Origin of the sequence: Mycolicibacterium houstonense (assembly GCF_900078665.2) — a bacterium.
In the GTDB taxonomy this organism is placed as follows: domain Bacteria; phylum Actinomycetota; class Actinomycetes; order Mycobacteriales; family Mycobacteriaceae; genus Mycobacterium; species Mycobacterium houstonense.
In genome coordinates this window covers 496,380-512,887 of sequence record NZ_LT546208.1, presented here as the reverse complement: position 1 = coordinate 512,887, position 16,508 = coordinate 496,380, and the positions used below count along the sequence as shown (strand labels likewise).

Here is a 16,508-nt window from a genome sequence, read left to right as displayed (position 1 = left end):
CGGCGGTTACCAGCGCGCCGCGGCGTCGGCGAGTTCCTGGCTCAGTTTCTGGGCATGGGCCCGCGCGGTGGCCAGGTCGTCGGTGGGCGCGCAACGAACCTCGGTGTACGACTTGAGTTTCGGTTCGGTCCCCGACGGGCGCGCCACCACTCGGACCGAGGTTCCGGAATCGCTTCCGGTGAAGATCAGCGCATCGGTGCGTTGATTTCCGTTTCGATCGAGCAGGTCCTCGACGGCGACGGCGATGCCGGCCAGTTCGGTCGGCGGGGCCTCGCGCAGCCGGCTCATCGCTGCCTCGGCGTCATCGACACGGCGACTGACCGCGCCGGTGACGTGTACTCCGTGCGTCTTGGCCAGATCGTCGAGGGCGTCGAGCAGGGTGCGGCCCTGATCGCGGAGCGCGGCCACCAGGTCGCAGGCCAGGATTGCGGCGCTGATGCCGTCCTTGTCGCGCACCGCGGCCGGGTCCACACAATGCCCGATCGCCTCTTCGTAGGCGTAGACCAGGGTGTTGCCGGGGCTCTGGGCGCGGGCCAACCACTTGAAGCCCGTGAGGGTTTCGGCGTGCTGGGCGCCGTGCGCCGCGGCGATCTCGGCCAGCATCCGGGAGGACACCACGGTGCTGGCCACCAGTGCGGCCTCGCTGACCGGACCCGGCTCGAGCTGGGACAGGATGTAATCGCCGAACAGCCAACCGGTTTCGTCGCCGGTGAGCATGCGCCAACCATCCGGGCCCGGAACCCCGACCGCGCATCGGTCGGCGTCGGGATCCAGCGCGATCGCGATCTCGGCGTCGACGTTGTCGGCCAGGGCCAGCAGCGCATCGACCGCCCCGGGCTCTTCGGGGTTGGGGAAGCTCACGGTCGGGAAATCGGGATCCGGATTGAACTGCTCCTCGACCACGTGCACGTCGTCCAATCCGGCCAGGGCCATTGCATCGAGGGCATATTCGCCGCCGACGCCGTGCAATGGGGTGAGTGCCACCCGCACCGAGCCGGTGCTGCGGCGTACCCGGGCGGCCCGTTCCATATAGCCGTGGATCTGTCGCAGGCCACCCATTTCGACTGCAGCCCGGGGTATCTCGTCGGCATGTGGGGCCCGGGCCATCGCGGCCTCGATCTCGCGGTCGGCCGGCGGGACGATCTGCATCCCGCCCTCGAGAAAGACCTTGTAGCCGTTGTCCGTCGGCGGATTGTGCGACGCGGTGATCTGGATCCCGGCCGCGGTGGGCAGATGCCGTACGGCGTAGGCGATCACCGGGGTCGGGACGGCGGCCAGCATGAGCAGCACGTCGAATCCCTGACCGGCCAGCACTTCGGCGGCGGCCAGCGCGAACTCGTCGGACTGGTGACGGGCGTCGCGGCCCACCACGACATGTGAGCCGCCCAGTCCTCGCTCCTTGAGCACCTGGGCCACGGCCCACGTGGTGCGCATGACGACGGCCAGGTTCATCGCGTCCGGTCCACCACGTAACGGCCCGCGCAAACCGGCGGTACCGAAGGTCAGGGGATGGCTGAATCTGCGGTCGAGCTCATCGGCACTGCAGGCGGCCAATTCGGCCGCGGTCTGCGGGTCGGGGTCATGCGCGATCCAATCGGAGGCAGCGGTCGCGATGGAGGTCATGATCCAAGTGTGCCCGCAGCGGCGTCGGAGTACGCCAGCTTGCGCAGGACCGGTGCCACCAGCATCAGCAGATCGAACTCCAGATCGGTCAGGTTCTCCCGCATCGTGGCGTGCAGCCAGGCGTCCCGTTCGGCTCGGTCGGCCTGCAACAACTCCGTCCCCTCGGCGGTGATCTCGATGAGCTGACGCCGGCGGTCCTTGTCGTCGGGACGACGGGCGATCAGGCCGCGCCGGACCAACTCGTTGATGCTGTCGGTGAGCGACTGGGCCCGGACGTGCAGCCGTGCGCCCATCTCGGCCGGGGTGGTAGAGCCACTGCGGCTGGCCTCGCCCAGCAGTTCGAGCTGGCTCAACGTCAGGCCGTGATCCGGACGGTGCCGTCGCATCTGGCGGGCCACCGCCATGATCGACTCGCGGAGTTCTGTTGCCGATGTTGCTGCCATGACCAAGTTATACCTTGGCATCTACATCGATTATCGGCTTTCGTGCGTAATCCAGGGCGACAATTGCCAAGGTTTTACTTATCATATTGGGCAGGAGGTTCGGCTGGGATGACACGGATGCTGCGGTGGTTACTGCTCGTCGTCGCGACCACCGCCGTCACCGTGCCGCTCGACCTCGTCGGCGTCCCCTCCGCCGCGTTGTTCGCCGGGCTCGCGGTCGGCATCGCCCTGGCCCTGGCGTCGCTCGCCCCGGAGCGCATGCCGCACCCCGCGGGCGTGATCGCCCAGGGGGTGCTCGGCGTCTACATCGGCACCATGGTCCATCGGGACGCGGTCGACGCCCTCGGCTCGCACTGGCTGATCGTGCTGGTGATCACCGTGGGCACGTTGCTACTCAGCGTGCTGGCCGGGGGATTGCTCGGCCTACATCGTGACGTCAGCCCGCTGACCGGATCGCTGGCGCTGGTGGCCGGTGGTGCCTCCGGCCTGGTCGCCATCGCCCGTGAGCTGGGCGGCGACGACCGCGTCGTCTCCGTCATCCAGTACCTGCGAGTCGCACTCGTCACCGCGACCATTCCACTGGTGGTGACCCTGGTATTCCACGCCGACCGATCACATCCGGCCGCGGTCGGCGAAAGCGATTCGGCACCTTGGTATCTGAGCCTGGCCATGCTGACCGGCATCGTCGCCGTCGGTGTCATCGGCGGGCGCTTGGCCCGGTTGCCGGGCGCCGGACTGCTGGGCCCGCTGGCCCTGACCGTGGTCCTGCAACTCACCGGCCTCTCCGTCGGATTGACCGTGCCGGTGTTGTTGGTACAGGTCGCCTACATGGTGATCGGCTGGCAGGCCGGCATCGCCTTCACCCGCGAATCGCTGCGCGCCATCGGCCGGATCCTGCCCTTGGCGCTGACCTTGATCGTCGTACTCGGTGCGGCCACCGCCGGCCTCGGCGTGGTGCTGGCCAACGTCACCGGGATGACCCAGCTCGAGGGTTACCTGGCCACCAGCCCCGGCGGTGTCTACGCGGTGCTGGCCACCGCGGTGGAAACCGGCTCCAACGTCACCTTCATCATCGCCGCCCAGGTACTCCGGGTCCTGCTGATGTTGTTCGCCGCACCGCTGATGGCCCGCGGCATGGCGCGCCTGGGCCGACGGGGCGGACGTCAGGATCGGGCGCGCGATGTCCCGGTTGCCGCCGCGACCAGGCGGTAGATGATCGGCTGTGCGGCGACGTCGTTGGCCTTGAAATTGGCCAGCACGAACGAGCGGAATGTGCGACGGAACAGCAGGCTCGGCAGGAACGCCCGTAGGGTTGGCCAACTCGCGTGGTTGACCACGCTGTAATCGGCCGGCTCACCGGGCCTCGGGGCCAGCAGCGTCGAATCCGGCAGTGCGGTGTGACGCTGGAACCATCCCGCCGTGTATTCCCAGGTGGCGTAAACGGTTTCAGCTGAATCGCAGTGAAAGTAATTGAACAGGAACCAGCGGTCGCCGCGGTGCTCGACGTCGGCGATGCGGGCCGCGTTGCCGGCCGCCATGCGGTAGGAATGCCCTGCGCGACGGTCGATCTCGGCAACGATGGCGCGGTAGGCGTTGTCCGCTCGCACGTTGTCGATGGCGTCGACGCCGGTGGTGCGGATCAGCACCACGAGGTCATGGCGGGCGGGCCGGACACCGGCGCGGGCCAACAGCGCAGACCCTTCACCGGGCGGGCGTAGCGCGCCACGGAACACCGCGGCTTCCACCACGTCCTCACGCTGTGCCAGCTGCCGCACCCACCCGGCGAGCCGGGTGGCCAGCTGGCGCCGGCCGNCTCGCTCACGGTGGCGACGATGCGGTACATCCCGTCGGGCAGCGGAGCGACGACGACGAGCCCGGCCGGCGAGAAGTACAGGATCACCTCGTCGGTCGGGACCCCGCCGGACAGGCGGACGTCGGCCAGGGTGAACGACTCGCCGTACGTGCCGCCGCTGAACGCGATCCCCGTCTGGTCGCGGACCGTGCTGTGCATGCCGTCCGCGCCGACCAGATAGCGGGCCCGGATCTGCTGACCGTCGGCGAAGGTGGCGATCGCGTGATCGGTGTCCTGGCGGATCGCGGTCACGGTGACCGGGCGGATCACCTTGCCGCCCAGCTCCTCAAGCCGGTCGAGCAGGAATGCCTCGGTGTCGGCCTGCGAGATCATCAGCGTGTACGGGTAGCGGGTGGGCAGCTCGCTGAACGGGACCGCGATCAACAGGTCGTCGCGGTCCCGGATGGTGAAGGTCGGGGTGTGCACGCCGCGGGCCACGAGTTCGACGACGACGCCGTAGGGCTCCAGCAATTCCAGGGTGTGTGGGTGGATCACCGCGGCCCGGGAGGTGTTGGCGCCCTCGGCCTGGTTGTCCACCAGGGTGACGCGATGGCCGTGCTGGGTGAGCACGATGGCCGCGGTCAGGCCGACCGGTCCGGCTCCGACGATCAACACATCTGTCGTGGACGTTTGCATCTCAGCTCCTTTGTCAACAAGCGTTGGTCAACAACTGTTGACAACAAGTTAGGCGCATCCGGCGCGGATGTCAACAGGTGTTGACCTACACTGGTCGACATGCGCCGACCGGCAGCCGAGACCAAGTCCGTAATCCTTGCCGCGGCCAGGGAGCGATTCGCCGCCGACGGGTACGAGCGGGCGACCATCCGGGCCATCGCGGCCGATGCCGGCATCGACCCGGCGATGGTGATGCGCTACTACGGGAACAAGGAACGGCTGTTCGCCGCGGCTGCCGAATTCGATCTGGAACTACCGGACCTCACCCGGGTGCCCCGCGAACAGATAGGTGCGGCCCTGGCGGCGCACTTCCTCGACCGCTGGGAGCGCGACGAAGCGCTGTTGATCCTGTTGCGGGCCGGCGTGACCAACGAGGCCGTCGCCGAACGGATGCGCACGATCTTCGCCGGGCAACTCGCTCCGGTGATCGCCGAGACGACGGGCCACGCCCCCGACACCCCGGTGCGGGCCAGCCTCGCCGCGTCGCAGGTGCTGGGGATGGCGTTGTGCCGCTATGTGCTGGAATTCCCGCCGCTGGTCGGCATGCCGCGGGAGCAGGTGGTCGACTGGATCGGGCCGACGCTGCAGCGGTATCTGGTCGGCTAGATCCGCTCGATCACCGCACGCAGCAGTGCGCCCATCCGGGTGGCGGATTGCCGCCCGGCCTCGAGCACTTCGGCATGGCTGAGCGGCTCGCCCGTCATCCCCGCGGCCAGGTTGGTCACCATCGAGATGCCCAGCACCTCCAGGCCCGCGGCCCGGGCGGCGATCGTCTCGTGCACCGTCGACATGCCGACCAGGTCGGCGCCCAGGGTGCGCAGCATCCGGATCTCGGCCGGGGTCTCGTAGTGCGGGCCGGGCAGGCCGGCATAGACACCCTCGGCCAGGGACGGCTCGATCTCACGGGCCAGGGTCCGCAGCCGGGGGGAGTAGGCGTCGACCAGATCCACGAATTGCGCCCCGACCAGCGGAGACCGTGCCGTGAGGTTGAGGTGGTCGCTGATCAGCACCGGCTGGCCGACCTGATACTCGGCCCGCAGCCCGCCGGCGGCGTTGGTGAGCACGACCGTCGAGACACCCGTGGCCGCCGCGGTGCGGACCGGATGCACCACATGCTGCAGGTCGTGGCCCTCATAGGCGTGGATACGTCCGGCCAGTACCAGCACGCGGTGGTCACCGATCTGTACCGAATACAGCTGCCCGCCGTGCCCGGCCGCGATCGGCGGGGTGAGTCCCGGGATCTCGGCCATCGGCACCGTCGCCACCGCATCGCCCAGCTCGGCCACCGCGGGTGCCCAACCCGAGCCCAGCACCACCGCGACGTCGTGCTTCTGGACTCGGGTGCGCTCGGTGATGGCGGCCGCGGCTGCCTGAGGATCGGTCACGATAGGCGAGCTTAATCATCGAAAACACGCAGTGAGATACTGCGAGGATGCCATCCGCCACCGCCTCGCTGAGCGTCGAAGACGCCATCAACCGGCGTCGTGGCGATCTCGTCGAGCTCTCCCACTCGATTCACGCCGAGCCCGAGCTCGCCTTCGTCGAGCACCGCAGCTGCGCCAAGACGCAGGCGCTGGTGGCCGAGTACGGATTCGAGGTCACCCCGGCGGCGGGTGGCCTGGACACCGCGTTCCGGGCTTCTTATGGCAGCGGTCCGCTCGTCATCGGGATCTGCGCCGAGTACGACGCCCTGCCCGAGATCGGTCACGCCTGCGGGCACAACATCATCGCGGCCTCGGCCGTCGGCACCGCCCTGGCCCTGGCCGATGTGGCCGATGAGCTCGGCCTGACCGTGGTGCTCGTCGGCACCCCGGCCGAGGAACTCGGCGGTGGAAAGGTGTTGCTGCTCAACGCCGGAGTGTTCGACGACATCGCGGCGACGGTCATGCTGCATCCCGGGCCGGTGGACATCGCCGCCGCGCGCTCACTGGCGCTGTCGGAGGTGACGGTCGATTACACCGGCCGCGAGTCGCATGCCGCCGTCGCGCCGTACCTTGGCGTGAATGCGGGCGACGCGGTCACCGTCGCGCAGGTGGCCATCGGTCTGCTGCGTCAGCAACTCATGCCGGGCCAGATGGTGCACGGCATCGTCACGCATGGCGGGCAGGCCACCAATGTCATCCCGGGCCGGGCCGAGATGCGTTACACCATGCGGGCCACCGACATGCCCGCGTTGCGTGAGCTGGAAGACCGCATGGCCGGCTGCTTCTCGGCCGGCGCGCTGGCGACCGGCTGCGAGCATCGGGTCAGCGAGATCGCCCCGGCCTACGCCGAACTGGCCCCCGACCCGTGGCTCTCGGAAACCATTCGCGCCGAGATGCTGCGCCTGGGCCGTAATCCGTTGCCGGAGAACGTGGAGGCAAGTGTGCCGTTGGGCAGTACCGATATGGGCAACATCAGTCAGGTGATGCCTGGCATCCATCCGGTGATCGGTATCGACTCAGGCGGCGCGGCGATCCACCAGCCGGCATTCACCGCGGCAGCGGTCGGTCCGAGTGCCGACCAGGCCGTGATCGACGGCGCAATCATGTTGGCCCGCACCGTGGTTCAGCTGGCCCAGACGCCTGCCCAGCGGGATCGGGTGCTGGCCGCGCTGCAGCAGAGGCAGGCTTCATGAGTGTGCTGTCGCACGCCGCTGCCCGCTGGCTGTCGGCCAACTACGACGAGATGGTGTCGTGGCGCCGGCACCTGCACGCCCACCCGGAGCTGGGCCGCCAGGAGTTCGCCACCACCGAGTTCGTGGCCAATCACCTGGCCGACGCCGGCCTGAATCCCAAGGTGCTGCCCGGTGGCACCGGATTGACCTGTGACTTCGGGCCCGAGGACGGTCCACGGATCGCGCTGCGTGCCGACATGGACGCGCTGCCGATGGCCGATCGAACCGGCGCGCCCTACGCCTCGACCGTGCCCAACGTCGCGCATGCCTGCGGACACGACGCGCACACCGCGGTGCTGCTGGGCGCGGCCATGGCGTTGTCGTCGGTGCCGGAGCTTCCGGTCGGGGTCCGGCTGCTCTTCCAGGCGGCCGAGGAGCTGATGCCCGGCGGGGCGATCGACGCCATCAACGCCGGGGTGCTGACCGGTGTGAGCCGAATCTTCGCCCTGCACTGCGACCCTCGGTTGGCGGTGGGCCGGGTGGCCACCAAGCCCGGGCCCATCACGTCGGCGGCCGATTCGATCGAGATCACCCTGCACTCCCCGGGTGGGCACACCTCCCGCCCCCACCTGACCGGAGACCTGGTGTACGGGCTGGGCAGCCTGATCACCGGCCTGCCAGGCGTGTTGTCGCGTCGTATCGACCCGCGCCACGACACCGTCATGGTGTGGGGCGCGGTCAACGCCGGTGTGGCCGCCAATGCCATCCCGCAGATCGGCACCCTGGCCGGGACGATCCGCACGGCCAGCCGCGACACCTGGCTGACGCTGGAATCGATTGTGGAAGAAACGGTTACGGCCCTGCTGTCACCGCTGAACATCGAGCACAGCCTCAACTACCGTCGCGGAGTGCCGCCCGTCGTCAACGAAGAGGTGTCCACCCGCATCCTCACCCACGCCATCGAGGCCGTCGGTCCCGACGTGCTGGCCGACACCCACCAGTCCGGTGGCGGCGAGGATTTCTCGTGGTACCTGGAAGACGTACCCGGCGCGATGGGTCGCCTCGGGGTGTGGAGCGGGCAAGGCCCACAGCTCGACCTGCACCAGCCCACCTTCGACATCGACGAGCGTGCCCTCGGCGTCGGCGTGCGCACGATGGTCAACATCGTCGCCGCCTCTGCCTGACCATTTTGGCGTCACTCGTTGCCCTGCGGCGTTGCGGGAGGCCGAATCGCTCAAACACGACTCAAGGCTGCGCAACTGCACGCCGAGGAGTCCGCCGTCCGGGCCGGAATCGTTCTCTCTGACCAAGATCTGGGCGCACCTCAAGGCTCGCACGACGACAACATGGCTCGGGAAACCGCTAAGCGGCAGTCCGCCGAGTACGACTACCTCGCCCAGCAGGCCCGCGCCGACGCGGACCAACGGCATGTCGAACACCTCACCGACCGGATCGAGGCGCTCGGCGACATCGAGCAAGACTTGGACAGCTCGTCGAACTCGGCTCTTTCACAAGGGTTTTCGACGTGTGGTTCGACAACTTCTGCACCGATTTCGCAGCGCGTGACCACGGATCCTCGGTGAACTCGACCGGCGCACCAAGGACCGCACTGTCGCATTGAACCGAATGGCCGCCGAACGCGCAGACCTGCTGGCGTGACTCGGTGTCGGCTAATATCACGCCGCGGGCGCCGAGCGGCGGCGAGTCCGGCGTTGGGGCGATCGGTTCGAGAAGGCCTTCGGTTAGAAGATGGCGAACTTCGCATTCTTCGACTACCACACCAAGGTTGGTGTCGGCGGGATCCAGCCGGCCGGCACCACCCGTTCCGACGATGCCGTCTTCAACCGGGCCGCGGCGGCGAATGATCTTCTGACGCAGTGGACTCCAGGCCTGCCGCCCATCGACGAGTAGCAACCTCAGCTGGGCGCGACGAGCTGGGTGATCTCGGTTGGTGTGGTCTGGATTAGCCCCGTTCCGGCTTTCACGATGGTGTGTTTGACGTCGCTGGTGATGTCCCATCGCGTGCTGCAGGTTGCGGGGTCGACGGCCCGTACCCAGGTGTGGGAGTTCAGGCCGCCGCCCACAAGGACGGTCGATCCGTCGGAACCGATGTACTCGAACGTGAGGTTCATCTGACAGATCGGACCGGACTCGCCGGTCAGTAGGTCCCATTTCTGCCAGCGATCGTCGGTGCCGGCCTGGTTGAGGAAGAAGTCGGTGCCGATCACCCGGAAACCCACGCCCGCTTCGGGAGCGGGAATCTCCTGCACCAAGTCACCTGCTGCCGAAAAGATCAGCCACTGAGCGGGATCGGCGCGCAAGCGGGCCATCGGCATCACCGCCTGCTCGATCGAGGTCATGTCGTGGTTGTCGTCGGTGTAGCGGGCGACGAGTTCACCGGTGGTGTTGTAGAACAACAGCCCGTCATGCTTTCCGGGTTCGCGGTAGCTGTACGCGAAGCCGCCGTTGTAGACCAGGGATTTGCGGATCTCGGCGTCCTTGGGCGGCGTCGGTGTGAGGTCGGTGCCATCGACGACCGAGAACACTCGGTACGGAGCGTTCATGTTGTCCGGGGTGGGGTTTTGCATGGCGATCGTGGGCGCCGGAATGTCGGAGGGAACCAGGTAGCCGGGATTGAAGATGTCGCCGCCGCCAGGCACGAACCAGGTCCGCTCGGCCTTCGGCCCGACACCCCAAACGCCTTCCCCGTCGCGCAGTGCGACCAGCCGGGTTTCGCCGCGGTAGTTGCCAATCCCGTGCACTGGGTAGAACCCGTCGCGGACGCCTCCTTGGACATCGAGGTCTGTCGGACCGGTGAAGGTCACCCCGCCATGTTCGAGATCGATCACCCAGACCAGCTGCGGAAGGTTGCGGCTCGGGTCTTCGTCACCACCGGTGATGCACACAGCGACGCCCGGGCCGTTGCCGTAGCAGTCGCCCAACGGAATGCCGCTGCGGAACCCGACCATCTCGATCGGGGTGAACAGGAGCTTGCCGGTGCTGGTGTCCACGCCGTACACCCAGCTCACCGGTGACTCGCCGTGCTCGTCGGTGCGGCCGGCGACGAAGTAGGCCTTGTTGCCGGTACTCATGAACAGTCGGCCCACCTCCACCCCCGAAGGGAGGCCGATGTCAGCGCCCGACAGCCGCCACCCGGCGACCGGTTGGCGGTCGAGAGGAATCGAAATCAGGAGGTCTTTCGGGGTGCCGATCGTCGCGTCGACGCGCGCCGAGGGCGCGAGCATGGTGCGCCACACCAGCACTCCGCCGGCCACCAGCACACAGACCGCGGCGAGGACACCCACCACGAGCCACCTTCGACGGCTCTTGCCTGCCGGCAGTTGCGGCGAGAGTGCCGGCCCACCCAGGGGTGAGCTACCTGGCGGATCTACCCACCGAAACCCGCCTTCCGGCGACCATCCCGAATTCGTCACCAAGCCCCCCGCTTACCTAGTTGTGCGGTAACGGCACGGATCCCCACGCGCAGGCCCGCAGCCGCCCGTCGTCGCCGATGTCGAAGGTGAACATGCCGCCGTTGTCCTTGCCGAGCGCATTGATCGTCCACCCCGAACGTCCTCGGGTGAACCCGGTCAGAGCGACAACATCCCACTGCGGCATGTCAGCGCCCGCTTCGGCACGGCGCAGTTGGTGGCTGACCCAGGTGTCGGGTGGATCCGGGCACGTCAACTCTCGCAGGTTGGTGGCATGGCCGGCGTTGCGTTCCCGCGCCCACACCAGCGCGGTCTTCTCCGCCACTTCGCGTGCCTGATCATCCGACATCGCCTCGCTGGCCGGGATTGCCCGAATGGTCGGCCCGTGGTCATATCCGGCAGCAGCGATGATCGCCAGCATCACTGATGCGGCAGCCGCACAACCCCACGCCCACAATGGGATTCGTCGCTGCTCATCCACTGCCGCACACTTTCAACTCGTTGCCGTCGTCGACCAGCACCATCCAGCGGTGCGACAACCCCGAACCGGTGAGGCCCTGGTTGTCTTGAACAAACTTCTTCTGTTCGTCGGTGATCGGCTTGGTTCGCAGCAGCACCTTGGCTACCACCTGGTCACCCTCGTCACGGAAGTCGACGATCGCCTCCGGATAGTCGATGCCACCCAGGTAGTTGCCCTGCAGGGCCTGCAGGTCGTTGAGCACCGCCCCGGTCGGGGAAGGGCAGCTCAACTCTTGAGCCCGAGGCATGTCGCGGGCCCGCAGGACTCGAAACCACTCGTCGAGCACGGCGAAAGCCTGTTGCTGGCGTGGTGGCGGCGCAGGCAAAAGGTCGATGTCAGCGTCGCGCGGTGTCAGCCATCGCCACCCGGTGGCGAACAGGATCGCCGCGGCTACCACGCCTAGCGCGGAGGTGGCCATGAGCAGCCGCCGCGGCCAGGACCTTGGCGGCTTTGCGACCTGGCTCTGCGACGCCGGGATGTGTGGACCGGCAGCGGGTATCGGCGCGGTTGTTGCCGACAGCGTGCCATCGGGGAGGCAGTCGATGATCACCTTCACCGTGCGCGGATCGGCCCCGGTGGCTCGCAGGTACTCGCCGAGCGCGTCGGCTGCCGCTGCCGGCACCGGCAGGGCTTGCGGTGGTGAACCATCGATATGGATGACCGCGACGGTGGAGTGTTGCGGGCCGTGCTCGACGTGGAGTCGCGACCATCGCTCGGGCGGCGGATCGAGCAGGAGCCGCACTGCACGTTCAACCCACCCGCGACTTTCGCCGTCGCCGAAGCCGCCCCCCGCCATGGCCCAAGACTACGGGCCGATATTGCGCGCGGGGCGGGTGCGCAGATCGTGCACATACTCCTCTGGCGCGCCGGCGATCTCCGCGGCGTCGGCCATCACCCCGAGATAGCGGGCCGAGGGCAGGCCGCCCTCCCACGCGTCGACCACATACAGCCAGGCCAGGACGGGGTCGGTGGTGGTGTCCGAGGACAACCGGTCCACCCGGCAGCGGATCTTCTTGTGGAACCCGAGCTCGGAGCCCTCCCACCGGTCCAGCGAATGCTCATCGGCCGGTGTCATGTCGTAGAGCACGACGAACACCTTGGACAGGGGGTCTTCGACGACGGTGGCGAGCGCGCCTTCCCAGCCGATGTCCTCACCGCCGAACGTCAAGCGCCAGCCGTGCAACCACCCGGTACCCGCCATCGGCGAGTGCGGAGCCCGCTCGAGCATTTGCTCCGGGTGCATATTCGATCCATACGCGGCGTACAGCGGCACGGTAAGACAGCTTAATCGGCGAAGTTCGTTAGGTTAGTCCCGTGGCTACCCGCATCGTGATCATCGGCGGCGGACCCGCCGGCTATGAGGCGGCCCTGGTCGCCGCCGCTCGCGGCCCAGAGGTCGCGCACGTCACCGTCGTCGACAGTGACGGCATCGGCGGTGCGTGCGTGTTGTGGGATTGTGTGCCGTCCAAGACGTTCATCGCCTCCACCGGCGTGCGCACGGAGCTGCGGCGTGCCCCCAACCTGGGGTATTCGCTGGACTTCGAGCAGTCCAAGATCTCGCTGCCGCAGATCAACGAGCGGGTGAAGACCCTGGCCACCGCGCAATCCGGCGACATCGCGCAGCGCATGCGCAGTGAGGGGATCGACCTGGTCGCCGGCCGCGGCGAGCTGATCGACGACGTCCCCGGCATGGCCCAGCACCGGGTCAAGGTAACCTGCCCCGACGGCACGGTCGACCAGCTCACTGCCGATGTGGTGTTGATCGCCACAGGTGCCAGCCCGCGCGTGTTGCCCAACGCGGTACCCGACGGCGAGCGCATCCTCAACTGGCGCCAGCTCTACGACCTCGACGCCCTGCCCGAGCATCTCGTGGTGGTCGGTTCCGGTGTGACCGGTGCCGAGTTCGTCAATGCCTACACCGAACTCGGCGTGACGGTGACGGTGGTCGCCAGCCGCGACCAGATCCTGCCGCACGAGGATTCCGACGCGGCCGCGGTGCTGGAGGAGGTGTTCTCCGAACGCGGTGTGACGCTGGTGAAGAACGCTCGCGCCGAGTCGGTGACCCGGACCGACACGGGGGTGCGCGTCACCATGGCCGACGGCCGCACCGTCGACGCCAGCCACGCTCTGATGACGGTTGGCTCGGTTCCGAACACGAGTGGCCTTGGTCTGGAACGCGTGGGCATCGAACTCGGGCCGGGCAACTACCTCAAGGTCGACCGCGTGTCGCGGACCTCGGTGCCGGGTATCTACGCGGCGGGCGACTGCACCGGCCTGCTGCCGCTGGCCTCGGTGGCAGCGATGCAGGGACGCATCGCGATGTATCACGCGCTGGGCGAGGCGGTCGCGCCGATCAGGGTGCGGACCGTGGCGGCGGCCGTGTTCACCCGCCCCGAGATCGCCGCCGTCGGGGTGCCGCAGGCCAAGATCGATGACGGATCCGTGCCGGCCCGCACCCTGACGCTGCCGCTCAACACCAACGCCCGGGCCAAGATGTCCAGCCTGCGCCGCGGCTTCGTCAAGATCTTCTGCCGACCGGCCACCGGTGTGGTGATCGGCGGCGTGGTGGTGGCGCCGATCGCCTCGGAGCTCATCCTGCCGATCGCGCTGGCCGTGCAGAACGGCATCCCGGTCGACGAGCTGGCCCAGACCTTCTCGGTGTACCCGTCGCTGTCCGGATCGATCACCGAAGCGGCGCGTCAGCTGATGAAACACGACGACCTGGACTAGAGAATCCGGCAGATCCCACGTCGTCCACGTAGCCTGGGAACGTGACTGACCCGATCTCAGCACCGGGCGACGGGCAAACCTTCCTCGGTCCGCAGCAAAGGGCGCAAGCCTGGCAACGACTCGGCAGTGAACAATTCGACGTGGTGGTGATCGGCGGTGGCGTCGTGGGAGCCGGCGCGGCGCTCGACGCGGCGACGCGCGGCCTCAAGGTCGCCCTGGTGGAGGCTCGTGACTTCGCCTCCGGCACGTCCAGCCGCAGCTCGAAGATGTTCCACGGCGGCCTGCGCTACCTCGAGCAGTTGGAGTTCGGGCTGGTGCGCGAAGCCCTGTACGAGCGTGAACTGAGCCTGACCACGCTCGCTCCCCATCTGGTCAAGCCGCTGCCGTTCCTGTTCCCGCTGACCAACCGGTGGTGGGAACGGCCGTACATCGCGGCCGGCATCTTCCTCTATGACCAGCTCGGTGGCGCGAAATCCGTTCCCGCGCAAAAGCATCTGACCAAGGCCGGGGCGCTGCGGCTGGCTCCCGGGCTGAAGCGCAGCTCGCTGATCGGCGGGATCCGTTACTACGACACCGTGGTCGACGACGCCAGGCACACCATGACGGTGGCGCGCACCGCGGCACACTACGGCGCGGTGGTGCGCTCGTCGAGCCAGGTGGTGGCGTTGCTGCGCGAAGGCGATCGTGTGGTGGGTGTCACGCTGCGCGATTCCGAGGACGGCGCCATCACCGACGTGCGTGGGCACGTCGTGGTCAACGCCACCGGGGTTTGGACCGACGAGATCCAGGCACTGTCCAAGGAGCGCGGCCGATTCCGGGTCCGCGCGTCCAAGGGCGTGCACATCGTGGTGCCGCGCGACCGCATCGTCAGCGAAGTGGCGATCATCTTGCGCACCGAGAAATCGGTGCTGTTCGTGATCCCGTGGGGCACGCATTGGATCATCGGCACCACCGACACGGACTGGAATCTGGACCTCGCGCACCCCGCCGCGACCAAGGCCGACATCGATTACATCCTCGGCCACGTCAATACCGTGCTGGCCACGCCGCTGACCCACGACGACATTGACGGGGTCTACGCCGGGTTGCGCCCGCTGCTGGCCGGTGAGAGCGAGGAGACCTCCAAGCTGTCGCGCGAGCACGCCGTCGCGGTGCCCTCGCCCGGCCTGGTGGCGATTGCCGGCGGCAAGTACACCACCTACCGGGTGATGGCCGCTGACGCGATCGACGCCGCCGCCGAGTTCATCCCGGCCCGGGTCGCCCCGTCGATCACCGAGAAGGTTCCGTTGATGGGGGCCGACGGGTACTTCGCGTTGATCAATCAAACCGAGTTCGTCGGAAAGCATTACGGGTTGCATCCCTACCGGGTGCGGCACCTGCTGGACCGTTACGGCTCGTTGATCGGTGAGGTGCTCAAGATGGCAGAGGACAAGCCGGATCTGCTCGCTCCGATCACCGATGCGCCGGTGTACCTCAAGGTCGAGGCCTACTATGCCGCGGCGGCCGAGGGGGCCCTGCATCTCGAGGACATCCTGGCCCGCCGGATGCGGATCGCGATCGAATATCCGCACCGCGGAGTCGATTGCGCCCGCGAGGTCGCCGAAGTGGTGGCGCCGGTACTGGGGTGGACCGCAGCGGATGTCGACCGTGAGGTCGCCACCTATCTCGCCCGGGTGGAGGCCGAGGTGCTTTCGCAGACCCAGCCCGACGACGAGTCCGCCGACGCGTTACGCCAGGCCGCGCCCGAGGCCCGCGCCGAGATCCTCGAACCCGTGCCGCTGAATTGAGACAACGCCCACCGCTGCCGGTGCGGGACGGCCTGGGCCCGGCCCGGCTGCGGTTGTTGGGCGGCAGGGTATACGACGAGCTGGAGCGCCGGTTCGGTATCGGTGCGAAAGTGCTTGCCGGAGAGGTCGTCCTGCCCGACGGCGCGGTTGTCGACGCGACGACGACGCTGCCCGCGGGTGCGCACGTGTACTTCTACCGCGACCTGGCCGACGAGGTGGAGGTGCCGTTCGACATCCCGGTTCTGTACCGCGACGACGACATCGTCGTCGCCGACAAGCCGCATTTCCTCGCCACCATGCCGCGCGGCGGTCACGTGGTGCAGACCGCACTGGTGCGGTTGCGTCGCGCCCTGGATCTGCCTGAGTTGAGCCCCGCGCACCGGCTGGACCGGCTGACCGCAGGCGTGCTGTTGTTCACCGTGCGTCCCGAGATCCGGGGACGGTATCAGCGGTTGTTCGCCGAGCGCGGCGTGCGTAAGACGTATCTGGCGCGTGCGGCGGGCTCCGCCACGGTGGCGTTGCCGACCACCTTGCGCAGCCGGATCGTCAAGCACCGCGGGCGGTTACAGGCGTTCGAGGAGCCCGGTGCACCCAACGCCGAGACCTACATCGAGGAGATCGGGGGTGGGCTGTACCGGCTCACGCCTCACACCGGGCAGACGCATCAGCTGCGGGTGCACATGGCCTCGATCGGCCTGCCGATCATCGGTGATTCCTTGTATCCCAGGGTTATCGATGTCGCACCCCACGATTTCGAGCACCCGCTGCAACTGCTGGCGCACCGCTTGGAGTTCACCGACCCGATCAGCGGCCGTGATCGGGTGTTCGTCAGCGCACGGAGACTGGGCTGA

17 protein-coding genes and 1 pseudogene are annotated in these 16,508 nt (G+C 68.0%); 9 read left to right on the top strand and 9 right to left on the bottom strand.

What is annotated here, in order from left to right; translation table 11 throughout:
- Window positions 1–6: 6 nt before the first annotated feature.
- Entirely contained in the window at window positions 7–1,623 is a 1,617-nt protein-coding gene (locus tag BN4332_RS30565) for a phospho-sugar mutase (protein WP_066903718.1), read from the bottom strand.
- A complete protein-coding gene (locus BN4332_RS30560) occupies window positions 1,620–2,066 on the bottom strand; it encodes a MarR family winged helix-turn-helix transcriptional regulator (RefSeq protein ID WP_235654337.1) in 447 nt (148 codons plus the stop codon). Before BN4332_RS30560 ends, BN4332_RS30565 begins: the two co-directional genes overlap by 4 nt.
- Before the next feature lie 108 nt (window positions 2,067–2,174).
- On the opposite strand from BN4332_RS30560, the gene BN4332_RS30555 reads away from it, so the two are divergent.
- A complete protein-coding gene (locus tag BN4332_RS30555) occupies window positions 2,175–3,278 on the top strand; it encodes an AbrB family protein (protein ID WP_066903714.1) in 1,104 nt (367 codons plus the stop codon).
- Here BN4332_RS30555 and BN4332_RS30550 read toward each other — a convergent pair.
- Window positions 3,230–3,715 (bottom strand): hypothetical protein, encoded by a 486-nt coding sequence (locus BN4332_RS30550; RefSeq protein ID WP_235654336.1) that lies wholly within the window; start codon window positions 3,713–3,715, stop codon window positions 3,230–3,232. The two genes, BN4332_RS30555 and BN4332_RS30550, sit on opposite strands and share 49 nt — an antisense overlap.
- A gap of 164 nt (window positions 3,716–3,879) precedes the next feature.
- A pseudogene (locus BN4332_RS30545) lies at window positions 3,880–4,554 on the bottom strand (FAD-dependent oxidoreductase); the annotation flags it as partial.
- A gap of 99 nt (window positions 4,555–4,653) precedes the next feature.
- Between BN4332_RS30545 and BN4332_RS30540 the strand changes: the two are divergent.
- The gene (locus tag BN4332_RS30540) at window positions 4,654–5,199 is read left to right on the top strand and encodes a TetR/AcrR family transcriptional regulator (protein WP_066903712.1); all 546 of its coding nucleotides are present in this window, start codon (window positions 4,654–4,656) and stop codon (window positions 5,197–5,199) included.
- Here BN4332_RS30540 and BN4332_RS30535 read toward each other — a convergent pair.
- Window positions 5,196–5,978 (bottom strand): purine-nucleoside phosphorylase, encoded by a 783-nt coding sequence (locus BN4332_RS30535; RefSeq protein ID WP_066903710.1) that lies wholly within the window; start codon window positions 5,976–5,978, stop codon window positions 5,196–5,198. The two genes, BN4332_RS30540 and BN4332_RS30535, sit on opposite strands and share 4 nt — an antisense overlap.
- A gap of 47 nt (window positions 5,979–6,025) precedes the next feature.
- Between BN4332_RS30535 and BN4332_RS30530 the strand changes: the two genes are divergently transcribed.
- The 4 genes from BN4332_RS30530 to BN4332_RS33425 all read left to right on the top strand — a co-directional run bounded on the left by BN4332_RS30530 (window position 6,026) and on the right by BN4332_RS33425 (window position 9,100).
- Window positions 6,026–7,210: a M20 family metallopeptidase gene (locus tag BN4332_RS30530; protein ID WP_066903708.1), complete on the top strand. Its 1,185-nt coding sequence runs from the start codon at window positions 6,026–6,028 to the stop codon at window positions 7,208–7,210.
- Window positions 7,207–8,373, top strand: a complete 1,167-nt coding sequence (locus tag BN4332_RS30525) for a M20 family metallopeptidase (protein WP_066903706.1) — start codon at window positions 7,207–7,209, stop codon at window positions 8,371–8,373. The genes BN4332_RS30530 and BN4332_RS30525 overlap by 4 nt, the downstream gene beginning before the upstream one ends.
- Before the next feature lie 162 nt (window positions 8,374–8,535).
- Window positions 8,536–8,772, top strand: coding sequence for a hypothetical protein (locus tag BN4332_RS33430; RefSeq protein ID WP_160110962.1), 237 nt, complete (start codon window positions 8,536–8,538; stop codon window positions 8,770–8,772).
- Window positions 8,773–8,938: 166 nt separating this feature from the next.
- A complete protein-coding gene (locus BN4332_RS33425; RefSeq protein WP_160110961.1) occupies window positions 8,939–9,100 on the top strand; it encodes a hypothetical protein in 162 nt (53 codons plus the stop codon).
- Window positions 9,101–9,105: 5 nt separating this feature from the next.
- Here the strand turns inward: BN4332_RS33425 and BN4332_RS30515 are convergent, their stop codons facing one another.
- From BN4332_RS30515 to BN4332_RS30500, 4 genes are all read right to left on the bottom strand, one after another.
- Window positions 9,106–10,494 (bottom strand): 9-bladed beta-propeller domain-containing protein, encoded by a 1,389-nt coding sequence (locus BN4332_RS30515; protein WP_160110960.1) that lies wholly within the window; start codon window positions 10,492–10,494, stop codon window positions 9,106–9,108.
- Between the two features lie 145 nt (window positions 10,495–10,639).
- On the bottom strand, window positions 10,640–11,101 hold the full coding sequence (locus BN4332_RS30510; protein ID WP_160110959.1) for a hypothetical protein: 462 nt from the start codon (window positions 11,099–11,101) through the stop codon (window positions 10,640–10,642).
- Complete coding sequence (locus BN4332_RS30505) at window positions 11,094–11,936, bottom strand: hypothetical protein (protein ID WP_066903698.1); 843 nt, start codon at window positions 11,934–11,936, stop codon at window positions 11,094–11,096. Before BN4332_RS30505 ends, BN4332_RS30510 begins: the two co-directional genes overlap by 8 nt.
- A 9-nt stretch (window positions 11,937–11,945) precedes the next feature.
- The gene (locus BN4332_RS30500) at window positions 11,946–12,413 is read right to left on the bottom strand and encodes a gamma-glutamylcyclotransferase family protein (RefSeq protein ID WP_066903696.1); all 468 of its coding nucleotides are present in this window, start codon (window positions 12,411–12,413) and stop codon (window positions 11,946–11,948) included.
- Between the two features lie 41 nt (window positions 12,414–12,454).
- On the opposite strand from BN4332_RS30500, the gene BN4332_RS30495 reads away from it, so the two are divergent.
- Genes BN4332_RS30495 through BN4332_RS30485 form a run of 3 tightly spaced genes read left to right on the top strand, consistent with a single transcriptional unit; the run spans window position 12,455 to window position 16,508 of the window.
- Window positions 12,455–13,870: an NAD(P)H-quinone dehydrogenase gene (locus tag BN4332_RS30495; RefSeq protein ID WP_066903694.1), complete on the top strand. Its 1,416-nt coding sequence runs from the start codon at window positions 12,455–12,457 to the stop codon at window positions 13,868–13,870.
- A gap of 41 nt (window positions 13,871–13,911) precedes the next feature.
- Window positions 13,912–15,657 (top strand): glycerol-3-phosphate dehydrogenase/oxidase, encoded by a 1,746-nt coding sequence (locus BN4332_RS30490; protein WP_066903692.1) that lies wholly within the window; start codon window positions 13,912–13,914, stop codon window positions 15,655–15,657.
- Window positions 15,654–16,508, top strand: a complete 855-nt coding sequence (locus BN4332_RS30485; protein ID WP_074133239.1) for a pseudouridine synthase — start codon at window positions 15,654–15,656, stop codon at window positions 16,506–16,508. Before BN4332_RS30490 ends, BN4332_RS30485 begins: the two co-directional genes overlap by 4 nt.

Excerpts from the sequence above, each read along its gene's own strand:
- BN4332_RS30565 (WP_066903718.1), bottom strand. The coding sequence starts at position 1,623 with ATGACCTCCATCGCGACCGCTGCCTCCGATTGGATCGCGCATGACCCC.
- BN4332_RS30560 (WP_235654337.1), bottom strand. The coding sequence starts at position 2,066 with ATGGCAGCAACATCGGCAACAGAACTCCGCGAGTCGATCATGGCGGTG.
- BN4332_RS30555 (WP_066903714.1), top strand. The coding sequence starts at position 2,175 with ATGACACGGATGCTGCGGTGGTTACTGCTCGTCGTCGCGACCACCGCC.
- BN4332_RS30540 (WP_066903712.1), top strand. The coding sequence starts at position 4,654 with ATGCGCCGACCGGCAGCCGAGACCAAGTCCGTAATCCTTGCCGCGGCC.
- BN4332_RS30530 (WP_066903708.1), top strand. The coding sequence starts at position 6,026 with ATGCCATCCGCCACCGCCTCGCTGAGCGTCGAAGACGCCATCAACCGG.
- BN4332_RS30525 (WP_066903706.1), top strand. The coding sequence starts at position 7,207 with ATGAGTGTGCTGTCGCACGCCGCTGCCCGCTGGCTGTCGGCCAACTAC.
- BN4332_RS33430 (WP_160110962.1), top strand. The coding sequence starts at position 8,536 with ATGGCTCGGGAAACCGCTAAGCGGCAGTCCGCCGAGTACGACTACCTC.
- BN4332_RS33425 (WP_160110961.1), top strand. The coding sequence starts at position 8,939 with ATGGCGAACTTCGCATTCTTCGACTACCACACCAAGGTTGGTGTCGGC.
- BN4332_RS30505 (WP_066903698.1), bottom strand. The coding sequence starts at position 11,936 with ATGGCGGGGGGCGGCTTCGGCGACGGCGAAAGTCGCGGGTGGGTTGAA.